This window comes from Schlesneria paludicola DSM 18645, assembly GCF_000255655.1.
Taxonomy (GTDB): domain Bacteria; phylum Planctomycetota; class Planctomycetia; order Planctomycetales; family Planctomycetaceae; genus Schlesneria; species Schlesneria paludicola.
This window is the reverse complement of record NZ_JH636435.1, coordinates 1,845,062-1,866,599: the sequence shown is the minus strand read 5'-3', so window position 1 is coordinate 1,866,599 and position 21,538 is coordinate 1,845,062. Positions and strand designations below refer to the sequence as shown.

The following is a 21,538-nucleotide window of genomic DNA, read 5'->3' as shown; positions in this document are numbered from 1 at the left end:
GGCAACTGTGATGCCAATCACGTTCCTGCCAATGGAATTGATGGATCGGGCGTGATTTCGGCGAAGTTTGCCTGAGCCACGCAGCTGAATCAGCCTGTCGAAAAGCGAGTTGCAGGCCCTTTGGCCGTCACAATGTTATGTCATTTTTCGACTTTGAGCGGGGCCCGCTCCCGTGATTTCAACATGCTGCGATGCGAGACGATCGCAACTTTTGCGAATGGAAAACGTCGTGGCGACTTGGGGCAAAGTCGTGGGGCAATCTGCCCCGGCGGGGAAATCTGCCCCGAGGCAAAAGTGTCTCGGAAGGACGGGTGCCCGTTCGGTTGAATCGACCGAATGGTGCTGACGAATCCGTTGGTGCTGTAACCTTTTTTGGAGCGAATCAAACTCGATAAGAAATGATGCGTTGATTGGCGCATCATTTCTTATCGAGTACGTCGATCGGTTCGCCCATTTGTTTCAGCTTGCGATAGAGTGTTTTTCGATCGAACCCAAGGATCTGTGCTGTTTGTGTCCGGTTGCCGTGAGTGGCGTTCAGGACATGTTGAATGTATCGCCGTTCGATCTCTTCCATCGGACGTAGTTCCGACGGGTTATCCCCCGCGAGTTCCAAATGAGTTCCCCGATAGTTCCGAATCTTGTCCGGGAGGTCATCTACGGCGATCCGATCGAACCGAGTGAGTGCAACGGCTCGTTCAATCGCGTTGCGCAGTTCTCGCACGTTGCCGGGCCACGAATAGTCGAGCAATTTTTTGGCGGTCGCGTCGCTCAGGCCCACAATTTGTTTGTCGTTCTGCGAGGCGAACTGCTCCACGTAATGCTGTGCGAGAAGCAGGACGTCATTTCCCCGCGAACGCAAGGGCGGCAATTTGATCTGAATGACATTGATACGAAAATACAGGTCTTCGCGGAACCGCTTTTCCTCGACCGCCGTTTCGAGGTCGCGATTGGTGGCGGCAATGAGGCGTACATCAAAGGCGAGTTCGGTTTCACTACCAACGTGGCGCACGGTGCGCGCTTCGAGGGCACGCAACAATTTCGGCTGCAGGGCCAGTGGGAATTCCGCGAGCTCATCCAGAAACAGGGTTCCTCCGTCCGCCTGCAAAAACAGGCCTTTCTTATCGGCGACGGCATCCGTGAAGGCGCCGCGCTTGTGGCCGAAGAGTTCACTTTCCAAGAGTTGTTCAGGAAGAGCGGCGCAGTTGATCGCGACGAACGGTTTGCCTTTGCGTCGACTCTGTGCGTGCAGGGCTTTTGCAACAAGCTCTTTTCCAGTCCCGCTTTCACCCGTGATTAGAACCGACGCGTCGGTATTGGCCACTCGACGAAGTTCGTCGAACAACCGCTGCATGACGGGACTTTCTCCCAGTAGGTGCGCGAACCGATTGGACTGCTGCACTCGATCACTGAGGACTCGCACCTGTTCGGCCAGTGAACGATGCTGGATGGCTCGTTGCAGGGTGAGCGCGAGCATATCCAGCTCGACTGGCTTGCTGACGAAGTCGTAGGCCCCGGCGCGGATGGCGGCGACGGCCGTTTCGAGGCTGCCAAATGCCGTCATGACGACGACCGGAATATCAGGGCGATTCGCGACGATCCGTTCACACAGGGCAATTCCGTTCAGTCCCGGCATCTGCAGATCGGTCAGGATAACATCGAATTGGCCTTCATGAATGGCGCGAATGGCCTCGTCCGCCGATGTGAACCATTGGCACGCCATGCCGCGTGAAGCGAGATCTGCCTCGATCAATTCGCACATGCTGCGGTCGTCATCGACAATCAAGACTCGTCCGGACACGACTCGCTCTCCGTTGGCAGGAATACTTGGAACCGGCTGCCATGACCGACTTCCGATTCGACTTCGATCCAGCCGCCATGTTCATGCACGATACCATACGCGATCGAAAGGCCCAGTCCTGTTCCCTGCCCCACATCTTTGGTTGTCACGAACGGTTCAAAGAGTCGCTGGCGGACATCGTCAGCAATTCCATGGCCGGTGTCGGTAACGGAGAGACAAAAGACATCGCGTTCGTACACTCGCTCCCCTTCAGTGGGCGGTGGCTGTCGTCTTTCACGCGTGACGTCGATCGTGACGCGGCCGGATTCGGGCGTGGCTTGGATGGCATTGACGATCAGGTTTGTCAGAACCTGTTGAATTTGTCCTGCATCGACACAGGCGGATTGAGATTCCGGATGGTCGACGACGATCAATTCAACACCGTGCTTGCGGCTGAGCGGTTCCAAGATCTGAGAAGTTTCCCGCACAATCATCATCAGATCCACCTGCACTCGATGTGATGTTCCGGTTCGGGAAAAGTCCAGCAATTTGCGAATGATGTTCGTCATCCGCTCCGCCTGCGACTTGATGATGCCCGCACTTTCCACGATTGCTTCGGCATTCAGGCGACCAGAAGTGATCAGCGATGCGCGACCGGTGACAACGTTGAGAGGCGTGCCAAGTTCGTGTGCAACACCCGACGCCAACTGTCCGACGGTCCTCAAGCGATCTGCGTGGCGAAGTTGTTCAATGGTCGCGATGCGCGCTTCCGTTTCCTTACGTTCGCGAAGTTGCGATTCCGCCAGCCGTTCGCACATCTGATTGAGCGTCAGTGCCAGTTCGGACAGTTCATCACGTCCGCGGAGTTCGATGGGGCCGGTCAGCTCTCCCGCCCCAACACGTCGCGCTTTGTCCGTTAACCGTTTCAGTGGCCACCCGACCAGCCAGATCCCGAGCAGGAGGGTCACCGCCAGGATCGCTCCGACGACGATGGCGGCGAGCGCGATCTTGCGGTAAATCGAGATCCGAACAAACGAATCGACAACATTCAGGGGCTCGGCAAGTTCAAGAGCACCCGGGCGTTGACCGACATTGACCTTAATGTAGGTGAGCAGTTTCGAGGTTCCCGACCGATCCTGGTAGTGCATGGCCACGACTTCACCGCGTGCCACCGGTTTTAGACGGTCGACGGGGGCCTGCGGCGTGAAGCGATCACCCGAGGCATCGTCGAGCCAGACCCAGCGAATGATTGTCAGCGTTTCGCTCTCGTTCGCGGCCTGAATGAGTGCCAGTGCAACGTCGGGCCCCTGGCGGCGCCAGGCATCTGCTACCAGTTCTTTCATGGCATTGCCGACTCGATATGCCTTGTTCTGCAATTCTTTTTGAAGGAAGTCGGATTCACGCTGGACAGACAAAACCGCGTCCGTACCCAGCATCACAATGATCAGGGCGATAATCGCGAACATGAGTTTTAGGGTCAGTTTCATCGTGTTCGGTCAGTCAAAATCAATCGATTATTGGGGTTGTCCCCGTAGCGGAAGGGGATGGGAAATGGCATTGCGTCGTCGACCCGTGATACTACCGCAATCTGTCGCCGAGATCATTGAGGGCGGTGCATTCTGACGTTTCATGCAAACACACGCGCGGCGCAATTCAGGAAATGAGCGACTTCGTCGGGGCAATTGCGTTTTCGTTTGCCGGATTTTACGATCATCGCTTCTCACGCCAATTCGAACATCATTCAGGTCTTCGTCAACCTTGATGGATGTGGCAGACTGACCGCGAGCCGTCATCGAGCCGTTATCGGTCGTGTTCCGTTCGCGAAATGCGCGATCCCAGAAGATTAGAAAGCGAGACTGGCAGACAACTGTGGTGCCCAGAGAAGCTTGAAGACTGTTCGGTAAAGTGGATGGAAATGTTTTTTCAATAGGAAGCTGTCGCGACGAGCCAACAGATGTGCAGTCGCGGTGATCTGAATCGTTCGTGATACAAACAGAAGTCCCGACTCTTTTTTGATTGACAGAAAGCCCGTTATGACCGACCCGATGCAACTCGCCACACAATGTCTGCACGCCGGACAGGTGCCCGATCCCACGACGAATTCACGGGCCGTTCCGATCTATCAGACGACATCGTACACATTTGACAGCACCGATCATGCGGCAAGCCTGTTTGCATTGCAGGCCTTTGGCAATATCTACAGCCGCATCATGAATCCCACGTGCGACGTGCTTGAAAAGCGACTCGCGGCGATGGAAGGCGGCTCGGGAGCTTTGGCGGTTGCATCGGGGCAAGCCGCAGAATCACTGGCCATTCTGAACATCACGCAGGTTGGTCAGAACATTGTTTCGGCAACCAGCCTGTATGGTGGAACGTACAACCTGTTCCATTACACATTCCCTAAATTTGGTATCAAAACCAAGTTTGTGCAGCAGTCTGATCCGGATAACTTCCGCAAGGCCATCGACGACAAGACCCGTTGTATTTACCTCGAAACGATTGGCAATCCGCGCGTGGACGTTCCTGACTTCGAAGCGATCGCCAAGATCGCTCACGATGCTGGAATTCCGTTGATCGTTGATAACACTCTTGCTTCGCCGATTCTGTGCCAGCCATTCAAATGGGGTGCAGACGTTGTTGTGCACTCGTGCACGAAGTTTATTGGTGGTCATGGAACCTCGATCGGCGGGATCATTATCGAGAAGGGCGGATTCCCCTGGGGTAACGGTAAATTCCCTGAGCTGACCGAGCCTGATCCCAGCTACCATGGCATGAAGTTCTTCGACACGTTCGGTCCGATGAATCTGGCCTACATCCTGAAGACACGCACGCAATTGCTGCGAGATTTAGGCCCCGCGATGAGTCCTTTCAATGCGTTCCAATTGTTGCAGGGATTGGAAACACTGCACCTGCGGATGCCGCGACATTGCGAAAATGCACTCGCCGTCGCGAACTTCTTGAAGTCACACCCAAAGGTCAGTTGGGTGAACTACACCGGGCTGGAAGATCATCCGTCTTACTCGTTGGGTAAGAAGTATCTGCCGAACGGTTGCGGTGCAATTCTTGGCTTCGGCATCAAGGGGGCCACGCCAACGCAGCAGAAAGAAAACGGAATCAAGTTGATCAACGGAGTCAAGCTGTTCAGTCATCTGGCGAACGTGGGAGACAGCAAGTCGCTGATCATCCACCCGAACAGCACAACGCATCAGCAACTGACGCCGGAAGAGCAACTGGCGACGGGCGTCACGCCAGACTTCTTGCGGCTGTCCGTCGGAACCGAAGATATTCAGGACATCATCGCTGACCTGAAGCAAGCGCTGGATACCATCTGAGTAAGATTGCGCGATGAAGTCTGCGAAGAACGTGAAAGCCACGGCCCGGCGAACTCGCTGAGCCGTGGCTTCCTATTTTGATCAAGTCGGCTGAGGTGATCCGTGGATGCTTGTTGCCATGTCCGGTGAATGGCGATTTATGAGAATCACCGGGGCGTGGGCCAGCACGGACCAACGTCAAAACTAGTTTGAGGCGATTGCCGAACGTAACACGTTTCGGAGTGTGAAGGTGGCCCCTCGGCGGCCGATGTAGTCATCGCACGGTCCAGCGTTCCTGTCCGTCCGTGATTGACCAGCGTCGCAGGCTGCCGTCCAGATCACCTGAGAAAAGCGTGCTGCCCTGATCCATGAACGCGAGGCTGCTCACCATCCCCGTATGTCCGTCGAGCGACCACAGTTCGTCACGATCGGACAGGTTCCAGACTCGAATCAGGTTCCCGTCACCAGCGGCCAGGAAGTTTCCATCCGCCGACAATTCTGCTGCGACAACCAGTTGTGCATCGGTCCTGACCTGGTGCACGAGGTGTCCCGAGTCAGCATCCCAGACCTTAATGACTCCGCCAGAACCAAACGTGACGAGCCGTCGTCCATCTTGCGACCATCGCGCGAATCGTACGTCCTGGTCGCCGGTCGGAATTCGCCGCACGACCTGCTCACGATCGATATCCCAGATGAGAACTTCACGGTTCGCAGAGATCAGGGCGAGTTGATCGCTGGCGGAAGAGGCTTTCATATCTGCAAGCGGAACGCCAACAGAACTCTGGCTGGTGAGAACAATTCCCGCGGAATCGACTTCCAGAATCCAGAGAGAGCCTTGCTTCGATGCCACGGCAATTCGATTTCGTGCTCCTGACAGATCGCACTCGATCAGAACTTCGTCATCATACTGTTCCGGAAGGCGGCTGCGCCACAAGGTCACTCCGTCGCGGATGAGCTCCAATTCGCTTTGCGAATTGATTGCAACCCAGCCCTTTGCGTCACCCATATTCTGAAATCGGGGCAAATTAGTGGGCGACAGGCGAATGGTTCCGAGCGTGTCACCTGAATGTGCGTCGCGACGAAAACAGACCGTTGCCCCCTGAACAACATCAAGGAACTGCCCATCGTTTGAGGGGGAGATGGAGCGGATCGCTTCATGCGTTGCTGGGACGATTTCCGCATTCGAGTGATGTGGAATTGCGATCGCGTTGATATTTGACTTCGATGCCAAATCCCAGACGACGAAGACCCCCAAAATGAAACTTGTCAGAGCCAGAGCGGCGGAGGAATACCATCCTGCGTTCAGTTGACGCCGATCATCCTGCGCGAGCCTGGGCTGTCGATTCGAGGTGCACGAGGATCTCGCCTGCAAACCGTTCTGCGGTTGGCAACTTGACATCGGAAGGTTTGACAACCAGGACCAGATCGATCGCATGAGTGAATCCTGCTGACATGAGCCGTCGCGCATTGACCGCCGACGACGCATAAGTTCCGCTTTGAGTTTCGCGGTTCAGGCGACGGGCCTGTTCCCGTCATGTCATGCGAGACTTTGCTGCCAATCCCCTCAGAAAATCTCCTTGATTTCAGAAATTCGGTTGGCATGCCATGAAAGGATCGGGAAACCGAATGGCTTTCGACGTTTGTCCGCCGCGATGGCAATGAATGGAGATCACTCGCTGGCCGCGCGCGAGAAGTACTGTGCGAATCGCCGCTGAAACGCCTCGAACGTCAACTGATCCGTCGAGAAGTCCGGCTTTTCAATCAGATAAACGAGTGCATCTTCGAGCTGGTCGCGGTCGGAATGCAGAACGTCACCCGAGGGGCTGATCGAGATGGCCGAATCTGATTCAAGCAACAGCGCCTGATACAGCGTTTTCCCCGTTGCTACGTCCCAGATTCGGCTTGTGCTGTCGAGCCAACTGGCGGATGCAATCTGTGTTGAATCAGGGCTCCAGACGACATCATGAATGCCTCCCTGATGTCCCCGCAATATCGGGCCAGCGGTTCCGTCAGGTTTCCAAAGTCGAACCGTCGAATCGCTGCTTCCCGACGCGATCCATTGTCCGTCGGGACTCCAGGCGACGGGGTACACTTCGTCAGTGTGGCCTTTCATTACGGAGCCTGGTGTGCCATCAGGACGCCAGGTTCGCACAGAATCTCCGCCGCCCGTCGCGAGCCATGTGCCGTCAGAGTTCCATGCGACGGATTCTACACCGCCCCGATGACGATAGACCGTGTTCACATGCTTTCCTTGCGCATTCCAGATCGTGACGCTGGCATCCGTCCACGTGGCACCTGCGATCCAACCATTCCGATTCCAGGCCCACCGACGCATCCGGGGAATGGTTCCTTCCAATGGATAAGGCACAGTTCCATCGGGGCGAATATTCGGCTGGTCGGCGTCCCACCATTTCAGAGAGGTGTTCGCCGATGGAGGAGATGTCGGGGTGAGATCCGACGCGCTGTAGAATTGTTGCTTTCCCCGAACGGTTGCTGCGAGCGTTTGCCCATCCGGGCTCCATTTGAGAAAGAAGAAGCTGTTTTCAGAAAGTCCTTGCAGAAGCATAGTCGTGCCAACCAACTGCGAATCATTCCATTCGCGGACCGAACTGCGATTGCACGAGAGGATGCGTGTTCCGTTCCTTGACCAGGTGACCGAGGTGATGTCCAGTTTGTGACTGGACTCGATATCCACAACGGAATTTTTGTTTGCATCCCACAGGCGCAGGATTCCATGGCGTCCTCCGAAGGCGATTTTTCGGCCTGAGGGGTCCCAGGCGATGGCATTGATCGTTCCCATCTGTTGTGAGATTTCTTTCACCAGGGTTCCATCGCGCTTCCAGATCCTGATGCCCGCGTTGTCGATTGGAGCGAAGGCGTCTTGTGTACAGCGATAGAAGTCTCCATAGCCGGCGGCCAGCTGAGTCCCGTCCGAGTTCCAATCCAGACAGAGCGTGCTATGTCGCTCTGATCCACCTAGCCGGTCGATCAGTTCACCGGAGTCCAGGTTCCAGACGCGGATCGTCGTGTCGCCGGGAAAGCCATCGTTGTTGGGCGGGTAAATGTTTCCGCCGCTCGACGCCAGCCATTTCGAATCTGGGCTCCATGCGATGCAGAAGACATGGCGTTGGCCTTCTTCGATCCGTTGGCGAAAGGTGCCGTCAACATCCCAGATGCGTATCGATCCATCCGCAGATGCGGACGCGAGCTGTTCGCCGTTCGGCCGCCATTTCACTTGATAGACAGGCGCCGAATGACCGTTCAGGATGTGTGTGGGGACACCTCGACTGTTCCATAGTCGCACCGTTCCATCGTCACTTGCCGACGCCAGACGTGTTCCGTCTGGATGCCAGGCAATGGATCTGATCGGCAGTTCGTGACCAACAAGCACGTGAAGAAGTCCTGAGTTCGCTGCGTCATAGATTCTGACGTTGTTGGATTCTGCCAGGGCGAATCGCTTTTCATCGGGACTCCAGACTGCGGACCGAATCACGCCACGCGGTCGCTTGGTCATGAGCTGCCATTTTCCGATATCGGGAATCACACGTGGCTCGGGGACCAGGCCGATCAATTCTTTGTTTGGCGAAATCGGAGTGGAGATCAACAGTGAATGCGTGGGGTTTCCGGTCTGAGGTCTTCCCGTTGTCGTCGGTTGCGGATTGGGGAGTGGGTCTCTTGCTGCAGGGGGCGATTCGAAGTTGCGAGTAACATTCTGTCGTATGGGTGTCGTGCCGCGAATCAGTGTGATCAGCGCGTAAATGGACAGCGGAATGCACAACGACATGAGCGCCGTCAGCATCAGGAAATTCGCGGTGCCGATTGCGCGCATCCGTCGCTGGATGGATTTCCGCAGCCGATAAATGCGTGAAGGTGGGCAGGCGGTGATCGGTTGAGCATCGAGATAACGCAGTAAGTCTGCGGCAAACGCATCCGATGATCCATAACGGCGGACACGATCCTTTTCGAGCGCTTTCATCACGATCCAGTCCAATTCCCCACGCAGCGTGCGAGTCAACTGCCGCTCGTCGAGACCTCGTTTGCTGGAAACGGTCGAGCGGGCGAGCGATGACAGAGTGGTGATGCGCTGACTGGGACGAGGTGGCTCGTCTTCGCGGATCATCCGCCGAAGTTCGTCGTATCCGACGTTCGAGAAGGTTTCCCGATCGAAGGGGGGTTGGCCCGTAAGGATTTCGTAAGTGAGAACTCCTAAAGAATAAACGTCGCTCCGGGCGTCGACGTCCAGTCCGCTGAGCTCAGCCTGTTCGGGGCTCATGTACATGGGCGTTCCCAGCATTTGAGCCACGCGCGTGTAAACCGTTTGCTCAGATAGGCGGTGGTTGATGGCTTTTGCGACCCCGAAATCGATGATTTTGGCGACGGGCACTCCGTCGTGCAGGGTAATCATCACGTTGGACGGCTTGATGTCACGATGGATGACCCCACGCTGATGCGCGTGCTGGACAGCCTGGCAGACCGCAATCACGAGACGAATTCGATCACGCGGTGACAACTGACATCGGTCACAGTATTCCGTGATTGGCAGTCCGCGGACCAGTTCCATCACAAAGTAGGGGCGGCCGGATTCCGTCGTTCCCGCGTCATGGACTTTGGCGATATTGGGGTGATCCATCATCGCCAACGCTTGCCTTTCGGCCTCAAACCGCGCGACGACTTCTCGGGTGTCCATCCCCGGTTTGACCAGCTTCAGAGCCACAGTGCGGCGAATCGGGGATTCCTGTTCGGCGGCATAGACGATTCCCATACCGCCTTCGCCGAGGACTTCGCGCAGTTTGTACGGCCCAATCACCGTACCCGTGGTTTCTCGAAGTTCCGGTTTGATCGGGCGATCGACTTGATCCGCGCTGGTTAAGAACTCACCCAACTGCGATTTTGCCGTGAGAAGTTGCTCGATCCGACGCCGCAGTTCGGGGTCGTTCGCACACGCCTCGTTCAGAAATTCCTCTCGTCCCGCATCGGATTTCTGCTCCAACGCTGCAAAGAACAAGGATTCGATATGTGTTTCGCTGACATTCATTAAGCGCTCCTCGCTCCAGAATGCGAGAGTTCGTGTGCGAACCCCTCATGAAATTCCACCCGCGTCGACTGGTTCACACCAAATCGTGGCGTGATCGAGGTTTAGAAACAATTATTGAGGGGTGATTTCCGAGAGGGAATTCTCCTGAGGGGGCTGTTCGCTAAGCTCGCAATAAAGCCAAACTCGGGCGTATGTCCAATGTCTTTCGGCTGTCGCTCGAGAGATTTTGAGTGCGGCAGCGGCTTCCGGGATTGTCATTCCCGCAAAAAACCGCAGTTTGACTAGCTCGGCCCGTTCAGGAGAAACGGTGGCAAATTTAGTGAGCGCTTCGTCTAGCATCAGGAGGTTTTCGTTCGGCTCGTTGGAAAGTGTGGCTCCCGCATCAAGATCGATCCGCCGCCAATCACCACCCCGCTTCGGCCCCCCTTTGCGACGTGCGGATTCGATCAGTATTCGTCGCATCGCTTCCGCCGCCGCCGCGAAGAAATGCCCGCGCGAGTCCCACCGCTGTGCATGTTCCACGTTGACCAGTCGCAAATAGGCCTCGTGGACCAGAGCTGTGGCTTGAAGCGTATGATCCGGGCATTCTTGTGCCATTTTCGACGCCGCCATGCGCCGCAGCTCTTGATAGACCAGTGGCAAAAGCTCTTCGGCGGCCTGGGTGTCGCCCTGTTCGATCGCAGACAGAACGCGCGTCACATCCTTCATAAAACTTTCCACACGCCCTGAATTGAACGTTTGCGAAGTTCATACGACATCGGTGGACGGCGTGCAATAACAATTGACATGGTGTCTATTGTTGGCGGTCTCAAACCGTCTCGCAAGACCTGACTGATCAAAAGGCGGTTAAATAACACACCCCTGGCACTGGGCGATTCGTGGATCGAGTTGGACGGGTGTATCGGAAGGCAGCGCGGATCGCTTCAGAATTCCAAGTGCCACGACGGATGGCGTCGAGTTTGCCGCCACGTGATCGGGGTTGATTGCCGCCGAGGTGATGACGCCGACCTCCGTTTCACCCGAGGCATCGAAAACAACAGTTCCGCTGGCGGGAACGTCACTTGTGTCGAACCGCATGCGTCGAAGCTCGCGATTGGTATGCCCCAAGGCATCAATCCGCGCGATCGTCTCTTGGCCGAGATAGCATCCTTTATCAAACGAGACACATTGTTTGGTTCGCGCCACTTCCTGCGCCAGATTGTCATTGGTGATATCGATACCAAATGCAGGCGAGCCCGCAGCGATTCGTAGTGCCTCGAACGCGGCTGCCGATCCTTCGACCACGCCCACCGTACGAAGGCCCAACAACACGGTGTCCCGTCGTGATTTCGGCACGGAGATCAAATAACCAGGAGCATCCAGGAGATCGACACGGCGGATGTCGAACGGGTGCCCGTCGGTTTCGCGAGAAACATGGCCAACGAGTGGCAGAGCATCGTCAAGCTGTAACAACTGGGACGCAATCGCACCCGTCACGAGTAGTTCGCTTCGCTCGGCCGTTCGAGGATGCAGCTGAACATCGTCAATCAGCAGGTACTTTCCCAGGTGACGCAGGATGGCTTCGTCCTGGCCCGGTGAACCGTCCAGCCATAGCGATTTCTCACCACAAAAAACGAAGACGTGCGCAACGACTTTGCCTTTCAGGTCGGTGATAAACGTCTCGCATCCCTCCCCTGCTTTCAGACGCTTGATGTCGTTGGATACGAGTCCATGCAGGAAACGAGTGCGGTCGGTACCCGTGATTTCGATTTGAGTGCGATGACTGACATCGAACACCGCGACATGAGTCCGTAACGCTTGGATGGCGGTCGCGATTTCCTGGATTGGTGTGAGATTTGATTCCGACAAGGTGGACGTCTTTCGTGTGGATTTCAATGCCATTGCGTTGTTCGGTTACTGGAAGCGACCGAGGGCTGTGGCGGTGAGTCAATTGTGGGTTGCGGTTGGAGTGATTGAGTTGCGATGACAGCCGAATCGACGAGTCTCAGGATATCGTAATGGAATCTGTCTCTGTCGGGAAATTCACCGGTTCACCGTGCTCGGATCGGGCCTCGTAGCGACCGCTGTCGAAGCTGCGACGACGCTCAAGTCGATGACTGTTGCGACCGATCCTGTTGTGGCCGATCACGCTCCCAAAGAGCAGTGACCATCGAGTTCACGGAGATAGTGGAAAAAAGCTGCGGCAATCCGTAAAGTCTGCCGGTCTTGTGGTTTGATGCATTTCGCGTCTTGAATGGTGCGTCAAACCTGAATTGACACGTTGATGAACTCGCCGCGAGCAAACCAACGAGCTTGCGGACGATGCGCACGAACCTGTCAGTTAAGGATGGCTGTGCCATGAGATGTGGCTCGACATTCGTCGGGCACGGACCGAAGACACACACACACACACACACCAACAGTAAGTCGGTTGAGCCGCCCATTGAATTCGACGAGAACGACACCATGATGGTGCCGACGTGATGGCATGATCCGCTCGTTGCGACGTCCTCCTCGTCATTTCGATCGGCTGTCATTTTGCAGAATCCCAGATTATCGATCCCCGTCGATCGCAAGATCGACGATGTAGCACGACGGACAATTCACGATGAACGATTCACTCAGTCTCGGTCTTGATTTTGGCACGGAAAGCGTGCGGGCATTACTTGTCGACCTTAAGGGGCGCGAGCGAGGTGTGGCTGTCGCCAAGTATCGGCATGGCCAGATTACCGAGACATTGCCGGGCACGGGCGAAAAGCTGCCGCCCGATTTCGCGCTGCAGAATCCACAAGACTGGATCGATTCCACAGCCGATGCCGTCCGAAAAGCGTTGGATAGCTCGAAATTGTCTGCTTCCGGCATCGTGGGGATTGGTGTTGATTTCACCAGTTGCACCATGCTTCCCGCCTTGGCGGATGGCACTCCGCTGGGGTTGACTGAAAAATGGCGGAGTGAGAAATATGCATGGCCCAAACTGTGGAAGCACCATGGGGCCATCAGCCAGACCGCACGAATTAACCAATTGGCCCGGGAACGGAACGAACCGTGGATGGACCGATATGGAGGGATCATCGGCCTGGAATGGTTCTTTCCGAAGATGCTCGAAACACTCGAATGCGCCCCGGCGGTTTATGACGCGACGCAGGTCTGGCTGGAAGCTGGTGACTGGTTTGTGTGGCAGTTGGTCGGCGGGGATGCTGCTCAACTACCGCGTTCGACCTGCCAGGCGGGCTACAAAGGGATGTGGAGTCGCGAAGAGGGATTTCCGTCGAAAGATTATTTGAAGGCGTTGAATCCCAAGCTGGAAAATGTCGTTGCCGAGAAAATGCCGGGCCGGTTTCTGGCACCGGGTGAACGAGCAGGACGCCTCACCTCGCTGATGGCGGATCGATTGGGGCTACCTGCGGGAATTCCGGTCAGCGCCGCAATTATTGATGCGCATGCGGGGGTGCCGGGTGCCGGTGCCTGCGATCCTGATACTCTCGTCATGGTGATGGGAACGAGCAGTTGTCACATGCTCAATTCCCGCGTGGGGAAGAATGTTCCTGGAATCGCGGGGATCGTGAAAGACGGAATTCTGCCAGGCTTCTACGGCTATGAAACGGGGCAGGCGGCGGTCGGTGATGCCTTTGAGTGGGTTCGCCGGTTGCTTGGTTCACCCGATTTCACCGTTCTCTCAAAACAGGCGGCAGCGCTGCCACCGGGTGCCGACGGTGTTCGCTGCGTCGATTGGTTTAATGGTTGCCGCACCCCACTGATGGATGGTTCGTTGACGGGGGCATTTACGGGCCTGACGATGAATCACGGGCCGGCACACTTGTTCCGAGCGGTCCTCGAGGCGAGTGCTTGCGGTTTGCGGTGGATTGTTCAGACCTTGCGCGATGGCGGGGTGCCCGTCCGCCAGTTCGTCGCGACGGGTGGGTTGCCGCATCACAGTCCCTTGTTCCTTCAGATTTGCGCCGACGTATTGAACGAAACGATCATCGTTCCGGATACCGAACAAGGGCCTGCCCTGGGGGCCGCCATTCTAGGTGCCCTTGCTGCGGGGGCCTTCCCTGATGCAAATTCCGCAATTAAGACGATGACACAGTCGTTGTCGTCACGCACTGTTTCCCCTCAGCCCGAGGCCGCTCGCGCTTGCGAGCAAGTCTATGCTGAATACCTGGCCCTCACGAAAAAGTTCTCTTAAATCATGAATGCAAAAACAATCTATCTTGTCGCCAGCGGTGACTTGCGACTGTCCGCCAACCAGGTCTGCTGGCCCGCTCAATCGGCGATGGAAGAATCGATTGAAAAGGCGTTGGCGGCGGAAGGCTACGCAGTGAAGCGCGCCCATCCGTATGATGCCCGTCAGAAGCATGGCTTCATTGATTCCCAGCGAAAAGGGATCGAAGTCTTTCGCGAGATTCCCGCAGATGCACCGCTGATCGTTGCTGAAGCGGTCTGGCAGTACTCACATCACGTCCTGGCGGGGCTGTCGACACATCGGGGACCGATCCTGACACTGGCGAACTGGAGCGGCCAATGGCCGGGACTGGTCGGATTGCTGAACCTCAATGCGTCGCTGACCAAGCAGGGTGTGCAGTATTCATCGTTGTGGAGTAAAGACTTCACCGATAGCTTTTTTAAGGCCGGCTTGCACGAATGGTTGACGACGGGACGGGTGACGCACGACACCTCGCACGTTCGTGATTTGACGCGTCTGAAGCTGCCTTCCGCCGACGAAAAGCTCGGTCGTGAATTCGCCCGCGACTTCCGACGCAAGAAGGCAATTCTGGGGGTCTTCGACGAAGGCTGCATGGGAATGTTCAATGCGATCATTCCGGACGATCTGCTGCACGCGACAGGCTGCTTCAAGGAGCGGTTGTCTCAGTCGACGCTATTTGCCGCGATGCGCGAAGTTTCGGACGCGGATGCGAAGGCGGTCTATGACTGGATTGTCGCACGCGGAATTCGACTGAAGTTGGGTCAGGATGAAGCAACGGAACTGACCGAAAGCCAGGTTCTGTTGCAGTGCAAAATGTACATTGCGGCGCTTCGAATCGCCGATGATTTCGGTTGTGATTCGATTGGAATCCAGTATCAGCAAGGCCTGAAGGATCTGGCTCCTGCCAGCGATCTGGTTGAAGGGATGTTGAACAACGTCGATCGTCCACCGGTCAAGTCAGCGGATGGGACCCGCGTGCTGTTCGACGGCGAAGCCCTGCCGCACTTCAACGAAGTCGACGAATGTGCCGGGATCGACGGTTTGGTGACCTATCGCCTATGGCGTAAGCTGGGATTTTCCCCCGAAAACACGCTACACGACTTGCGCTGGGGACAGACCTATGGTGATGACTATGTGTGGGTTCTGTTGATCAGCGGTGCCGCGCCGCCGGCGCACTTCATCGATGGTTGGAAGGGGGCCAGCAGCGAGCGTCAGCCGCCGATGTATTTCCGTCTGGGTGGCGGAACGCTGAAGGGAATCAGTAAGCCCGGCCATATCGTCTGGAGCCGCGTTTTTGTGGCAGAAGGGCGATTGCAAGCGGATATTGGAACGGCCAAGGTCGTGTCGCTACCGGCTGAAGAAACCGATCGACGCTGGAAGGAAACGACACCCGCCTGGCCGATCATGCACGCGGTCTTTGACGGCGTATCGCGCGATCAGATGATGGCGCGGCATCAGTCGAATCATATTCAAGTCGTCTATGCACCGGATGAAACTCAGGCTCATCGTGCGGCCCGCGTCAAAGCGGCGGCATTGGCGGAACTCGGGCTCGAAGTGCACTTGTGCGGCGACGTCAAGCTGGGATAAATCAGTATTGTAAAAACACAACCGGCCGAAGCATCGTCATGCTTCGGCCGGTTGTTTCGTCTTTTGAACTGGTCGACCTGCAGCGTCCCAACCGCTGGTGTTTTTCGAAAGATCAGTGCGACGAACGACTGTTCGGTCTTACTTCGCTCCGAGAACCGTTTTGCCCTCGCGTTGCTTGCGGTTTCCACGCGCTGCCGTTTGTTTCGCGACTTCCGGCGCGTTGTTGGTTGGCAGAAGCGCCGCGAGCTTCGCTTTCTTCTCCGCGTATTCCGTGCGACTCGCGAGATTCGTCCACTCTTTTGGATCGGCCGTCTCGTCGTAGAGTTCTTCGTCGCCGTTGGCGTAGCGAATGTATCGCCACCCTTCCGTGCGAACCGCGTGATTATTCAGCCCGAACGTGGTGACCGCGTGTTGTGACCATTCCGCTTGCGGATTGGCCAGCAACGCTCGGATGCTCTGGCCTTCGACATGCTCCGGCGTCGGGATTCCGGCCAGATCGGTGAGTGTCGGATAGATCGACATAAAGTCGACGGTGCGATCGCTGGCGGTTCCCACCTTGGTCACTCCGGGTGCAACCCAGATCAAAGGGGCACGCGTCGCTTCTTCCCACAGGGTGAACTTTCGCCAATGCTGCTTTTCGCCAAGGTGCCAACCGTGATCGCCCCACAGGACGATGATCGTGTTATCGCGTTCGGGACTTTCGTCGAGCGCATCCAGCAACCGGCCGATCTGTCCGTCTGTGAACGAGATCGCCGCGAGATAGGCCTGCACCGCTTCTTTCCAGCGACCGGATTCGAGGATGGCCTTATGATCACCGTTGGGATTGGCCATTTTAATGCCAGCAGGAGGAACATCGGATAGATCTTCCGGTGGTGCTTCTGGAAGCACAATTTTGTCCAACGGATGCAGGTCATAATATTTGCGTGGCACGTTCCAGGGCATGTGCGGCTTGAACAGGCCGACAGCGAGGAAGAGCGATTTGTCATGCTTCTTTTGCAACTGTTCGATGCCAAAGTTCACGACCTTCCACTCGCGCAGGTCTTCGTCCTTGCAGTCGAGTGGCGCGAACTTGATGCCGCCCACCCCGGTATCGCCCGTGGGCTCGGGATCTTTTCCGGGGCTGGGGAGGTATTCGTCCCATTCCGACCTACGGGCGAACGCTTCGTGATAGATCTTTCCCGCACCCGCGACATGATATCCCGCCTTGCGAAACGTCGTCGTTAGTGGCAGATCCTCTGAGATCACAGGCCGCCAATCGTTGCCGTTCGTATAGACGCCACTCGTAAATGGGCGTACTCCCGTCATGAGTGCGGCCCGAGAGGGATTACAGAGCGGTGCGGCGCAGTACGCCCGATTGAACTTCACCCCGCGTGCGGCGAGTCGGTCGAGGTTAGGAGTGATGGTTTGTCGATTCCCGTCTAGAAAGCCGACCCAGTCATTCAGGTCGTCGACAGCGATAAACAGGACGTTCGGTTTTTTTGGCTCAGCAGCGTTCAGGGCTGAGGACATCAAAAGAAAAAGACCAAGGAATCGCAGTGGCCGATTCATAAAATGGCTCCATGGAAGTTGTGTATTCAGAGGCCCATGAATGCTTGTGTGACTTTCTTCTGCCAGCATTCCGGTTCAATGTTCAAGACGCATGGACTGGATGCAACGTTGTGCAGCAATCTCATTTTGATTGATGCACAGCGTCCTGACGATGTCACAACGGGATGCACGTTTCGGGGTGTCAGGGCTGAGTCGTTAGCGCGATATTGATCGTATTGGTCTTCGGTGCGACCGTGACTTTGACCGGATCTTTGGCGTATCGCGAGGGGACTTTGTTCCCATAGTTTTGACCCTTTTTGGGGGCTTTGCCTTCGTCTTCTTCGGATTGCACGGCGGTCGATATTTTCACCGTGCAGGGGCCGACCTCGGCACCTCGTTCATTCATCGAGTAGTTGAGCGTGTATCGACCCTGGACATCGGTCACGCCAAATGAGGGGCGTCCAGTCTCTGGTTCAAAGAGTACTGATGCTCTTTCAAGCGGGGAGCCGTCGAGTGTGACGGTTCCCGAAACGGGTGCGACCTTTAGATCGCCACCGCATCCAATTGTTGACAAGCTGACCGTGAGGGAACAGACCAGCCATAGGCTTCGCGATGCCAGTCCTCGAATCGACGTTGGGACGCAAGTTGCGGCTTTCGTTGCCGAGAAGAGCCCGACGATCAGGCCTGGCATATCATTTTCTTGACGAGACATAGGGAACCTTTCCGGACAGGTTCATGCGATAAATTGAAACCCAGACTGCGTTGAATGATCGCGACCATCAGAAGTCGCCAACGGGGTCACCATCGGCCATGGCTCCCAGTCGTTCATAGGTGCTGTTGACGGCGATATCCGGTTTCCAGTCGATATTTTGACTGATAAATCGCACGGATCCGTCGCCAAAGGCGTATTGAGCACCACCGACGTGATAGCTGGCGGCTCCACGAGCGCAGATGGCATTACAGTTGAGGCCCGGATTGGTTGGATCACCGGTAAAGATGCTGTTGATCCCGCCCTCACCCATGCCGAGGGTGCTCGTGTTGCCGTATCGTGGATTTCGGCGTGACGTCGCGAAACTGTTATTCCATTCATTTGCGAAAATGACCGCCGCGGCGCAATTAATGGTGCACGTACCGGATTGGAATGACTTGTACATCCGCTCGCCCAACATCAGCGTATTGCTGAGTCCATCGGTGACATCCCGCAGCCGAGTGCTTGAGTTCATTGTGAACAGGCCCTTTCGGGTTTCCAGCCCTGCGGTGTCGCCGGGAAGCCAGCCCCAAGAGCCAGAATTCCAGCCGACGTAGTTCGATGTTGACAGGTGTCGGATCGTATTCGAAAAGCCTGCCGCTTGTCGGACGTCATTCACCGTCGGTGCAGTGTCTGAAGCGCACTTAAAAGCCGGATAGGCCTGCTGCATCAAGGCGAGTTTTGTCGTGTCATCCAGCGCCTGACGAACGTCCAGTCCAACCTGCAGCGAATTCGAGAGGTTCGCCTGATCAAGGTATGGCAACACGAGGGCGGGCCATCCCCAGCTGCCTTGGGTATTCACACCCGTCGTCGAATCCGTGGCCCCGACATAGGTAAATCCTTGCGACGCCACCCAGCCAGGCGGCAGAACGGAATGTGATGATTCGTAGTTGAGAATTCCCAGTGCCAACTGCTTCAAGTTGTTCTTACATTGGGTTCTACGGGCCGCTTCACGAGCCTGCTGGACGGCGGGCAAAAGAAGAGCAATTAGGACCGCAATGATCGCGATCACGACAAGAAGTTCAATCAGTGTGAAACCGTGTGGCCTGATGGGCCGGGACGATCCTTCAACGGGACGCATTACGAAACTCCAAACGGAAACATGCGGAAAGAAACTGAAACCCGCGATGCGCCGCCAGTGATCCGGTAAGCGTCAAGTCGCCCTGCGATGAAGGCTCGGAAGTGATCCGTGGCCGATATTTAAATACCAACTGGATTCATGTTATATTTGTGGTGTAGGCCTGTCAACTCTTGATCCATTCACATCGCAATGATTGTGCTGACAATCGTTTCAGAATCACCAGTCAGTTCCATTCCATGGACTGTCAGAACTCAACGGACTACGAGATACGTGGGCATTTCGTGAATGAACGGAGAGAACCGCGGCGGGATGTCATGGGAGTGGATTGTGCCGCGAATTGCACTTGCGCGTGAGAATCTGGCTCCACTTTGGTATTGTTTGATGCAACAACCAAACGTGGTCCATGGGATCGGTCGGAATGATGCAAGCTCGCCATTCCTCCATCGATGTGGGATTGACGACGGACCTCTGCTGCCGCGGGTCTGTCGTCTTTTTCTGTTTGGTCGGCGTGATCCGGATCTTTCTTGGGGCCGCCAGCCTACCGCTGTTTATCGATGTGGATGAGTGTCAGCATTTTGATTTGGTTGTGAAGTACGCACGGGGTGATTGGCCCGCGACGACTGGCCAGGCATGGGACGCCGAAACGGTGCGGGTTTCGATCCTGTATGGGACCTTCGAATACCTTTCGCCACCAGAAAAATTCTACGGTGCCTTTCCGCCGCCGGCTTGGATTCTGCCGACGTCACAGCAGCAGGCGTTGATCAAGCGGTATGAATCGCAGATGCAAGGGCACGTGAATTATGAAGCCCATTCCCCTCCCCTGTACTACCTGCTAGCGGCGGCGTGGTTGCGATTGGGGGAGTTGCTGGGGTTCACTGGGCCATTCGCCGCGTATTGGGTTCGATTTCTGAATATTCCGCTTTATGCGACGTTGATTCTCGTCGCGTACCGATTCTGTCGGACCTATTTTTCGCCGACCGTCACGATGGCCGTTTCGGCGATGCTCGCCTTTTTTCCAAGTACGACATTTTTTAGCGTGAACAGCGATGTCGCCTGTCCTCTGACCGCCCTGGTCGCACTCTGGTTGCTTGTCCGGTGGCAGACAGACCCCGTGACCATACGGAGTTCATTTTGGACAGGAATGACAGTGGCAGCAGCGTTGCTTGTCAAACTGACCAACGTGGCGATTCTGGCCCTTTGTGCGGCGGCGATTCTGGTGACTTGGTTTCGAGTTGCCCAGCGGCGTGGTCGATGGGCAGAGTACTGGCCGGGAATTTGCTTGACGTTGAGCGTGGCGATTCCCTGTGGTGCGTGGATGCTGACAAACCAGTTCTGGCTTGGCGATTGGACAGGTACGGCGGACAAGGTGGAATATCTGGGGTGGACGGTTAAGCCGTGGGGTGAGTTTTTCTTGCACCCTTTGTTTTCGCCCGCGGGTGAACTCGCGTATTGGAAGCGACTCTGTACCAGTTTCTATCTCGGTGACATGAATTGGCACGGTCAATCGTGGGCTGATCCGATCTTCTTAAATCTCGTCGCCTGGTTAACGTTTGCGATGGTTCCGATCGGACTCACCATGGGATCGTCTAGACGGCGATCCGAAGGCGACGAAGCGCGGGCAGTCGTCAGACGTTATTGTTTTGCGATGATCGTTGGCTCGATTGGATTCTTGCTGGGGTTGTCTTTGATTTATGACTTCGGCGGATGCATTTATCCGTCACGTCAGTATCCCTATTACAACTCGGGCCGTCTGATCTATGGCGGAATGGTGCCCATTCTCGTCCTGTTTGCGGGTGGGGTTGAATCCATTGGCCGTCGTGTCGGGTGGCTAGCGGCTCTGATCCTGATTGTTGCGATTTCAACGATGTTGCCGCCGCAAATTCGTCTGTTCGAGCAGGTCATTCAAAATCCTTCGAATTTGTTTCATCTTCCGATGCGATAATGGTTAACAGTTTGTTAAATGAACAGAAACAAGTCACCTTGGTGCTTACCGCGACATGGCGATTTACAATCTGGGCGGAACCCGTCCTCGCGAGTTCAACAGGCTGTTAAGGGCCTCGTCACGAGGTATTGTGGCGCCCGCGCCGGGGCATGATCGACTAGAACCTCGTTTCTTCACATCTAGAACGTGCGGGGTTGTGGCGATAAATCCATCGGATATTATGGATATGTTGGGCGGTTGCCGAACACTGTGTCAGCAGGCTGTTGAAGTAACGAGAACAAGCCTCTTGCTGTTCCCGGCGTCATGGCGTTTTTGAATCTGAGCGGAGCCAGGTCTCTTTGTTT

General features: G+C 55.9%; 13 protein-coding genes. 4 read left to right on the top strand and 9 right to left on the bottom strand.

Going from position 1 to position 21,538, the window contains the following annotated elements; translation table 11 throughout:
* Positions 1–418: 418 nt before the first annotated feature.
* On the bottom strand, positions 419–1,798 hold the full coding sequence (locus OSO_RS0125460; protein WP_010585874.1) for a sigma-54-dependent transcriptional regulator: 1,380 nt from the start codon (positions 1,796–1,798) through the stop codon (positions 419–421).
* On the bottom strand, positions 1,780–3,264 hold the full coding sequence (locus OSO_RS0125455; RefSeq protein WP_010585873.1) for a sensor histidine kinase: 1,485 nt from the start codon (positions 3,262–3,264) through the stop codon (positions 1,780–1,782). The genes OSO_RS0125460 and OSO_RS0125455 overlap by 19 nt, the downstream gene beginning before the upstream one ends.
* Before the next feature lie 546 nt (positions 3,265–3,810).
* On the opposite strand from OSO_RS0125455, the gene OSO_RS0125445 reads away from it, so the two are divergent.
* Positions 3,811–5,109, top strand: coding sequence for an O-acetylhomoserine aminocarboxypropyltransferase/cysteine synthase family protein (locus tag OSO_RS0125445; protein WP_010585871.1), 1,299 nt, complete (start codon positions 3,811–3,813; stop codon positions 5,107–5,109).
* Between the two features lie 253 nt (positions 5,110–5,362).
* On the opposite strand, the gene OSO_RS0125440 is transcribed toward OSO_RS0125445, so the two are convergent.
* From OSO_RS0125440 to ygfZ, 4 genes are all read right to left on the bottom strand, one after another.
* Positions 5,363–6,523, bottom strand: coding sequence for a WD40 repeat domain-containing protein (locus OSO_RS0125440; RefSeq protein ID WP_010585870.1), 1,161 nt, complete (start codon positions 6,521–6,523; stop codon positions 5,363–5,365).
* A 234-nt stretch (positions 6,524–6,757) separates the two neighbouring features.
* A complete protein-coding gene (locus OSO_RS48545) occupies positions 6,758–10,123 on the bottom strand; it encodes a protein kinase domain-containing protein (RefSeq protein WP_010585869.1) in 3,366 nt (1,121 codons plus the stop codon).
* A 111-nt stretch (positions 10,124–10,234) separates the two neighbouring features.
* Complete coding sequence (locus tag OSO_RS45090) at positions 10,235–10,831, bottom strand: ECF-type sigma factor (protein ID WP_010585868.1); 597 nt, start codon at positions 10,829–10,831, stop codon at positions 10,235–10,237.
* Between the two features lie 138 nt (positions 10,832–10,969).
* Entirely contained in the window at positions 10,970–12,004 is a 1,035-nt protein-coding gene (ygfZ, locus tag OSO_RS0125425) for a CAF17-like 4Fe-4S cluster assembly/insertion protein YgfZ (RefSeq protein ID WP_010585867.1), read from the bottom strand.
* Between the two features lie 706 nt (positions 12,005–12,710).
* Here ygfZ and OSO_RS0125415 point away from each other — a divergent pair.
* A complete protein-coding gene (locus tag OSO_RS0125415) occupies positions 12,711–14,291 on the top strand; it encodes a ribulokinase (protein WP_010585865.1) in 1,581 nt (526 codons plus the stop codon).
* A 3-nt stretch (positions 14,292–14,294) separates the two neighbouring features.
* A complete protein-coding gene (locus OSO_RS0125410; RefSeq protein WP_010585864.1) occupies positions 14,295–15,896 on the top strand; it encodes a fucose isomerase in 1,602 nt (533 codons plus the stop codon).
* Positions 15,897–16,034: 138 nt separating this feature from the next.
* On the opposite strand, the gene OSO_RS0125405 is transcribed toward OSO_RS0125410, so the two are convergent.
* The 3 genes from OSO_RS0125405 to OSO_RS0125395 all read right to left on the bottom strand — a co-directional run bounded on the left by OSO_RS0125405 (position 16,035) and on the right by OSO_RS0125395 (position 19,252).
* A complete protein-coding gene (locus tag OSO_RS0125405) occupies positions 16,035–17,444 on the bottom strand; it encodes a sulfatase (RefSeq protein ID WP_010585863.1) in 1,410 nt (469 codons plus the stop codon).
* A 181-nt stretch (positions 17,445–17,625) separates the two neighbouring features.
* A complete protein-coding gene (locus tag OSO_RS48540) occupies positions 17,626–18,135 on the bottom strand; it encodes a peptidase associated/transthyretin-like domain-containing protein (RefSeq protein WP_010585862.1) in 510 nt (169 codons plus the stop codon).
* A gap of 67 nt (positions 18,136–18,202) precedes the next feature.
* Positions 18,203–19,252 (bottom strand): DUF1559 domain-containing protein, encoded by a 1,050-nt coding sequence (locus OSO_RS0125395; RefSeq protein WP_010585861.1) that lies wholly within the window; start codon positions 19,250–19,252, stop codon positions 18,203–18,205.
* A gap of 418 nt (positions 19,253–19,670) precedes the next feature.
* Between OSO_RS0125395 and OSO_RS0125390 the strand changes: the two genes are divergently transcribed.
* On the top strand, positions 19,671–21,194 hold the full coding sequence (locus OSO_RS0125390; RefSeq protein ID WP_157605451.1) for a DUF2142 domain-containing protein: 1,524 nt from the start codon (positions 19,671–19,673) through the stop codon (positions 21,192–21,194).
* Positions 21,195–21,538 lie beyond the last annotated feature (344 nt).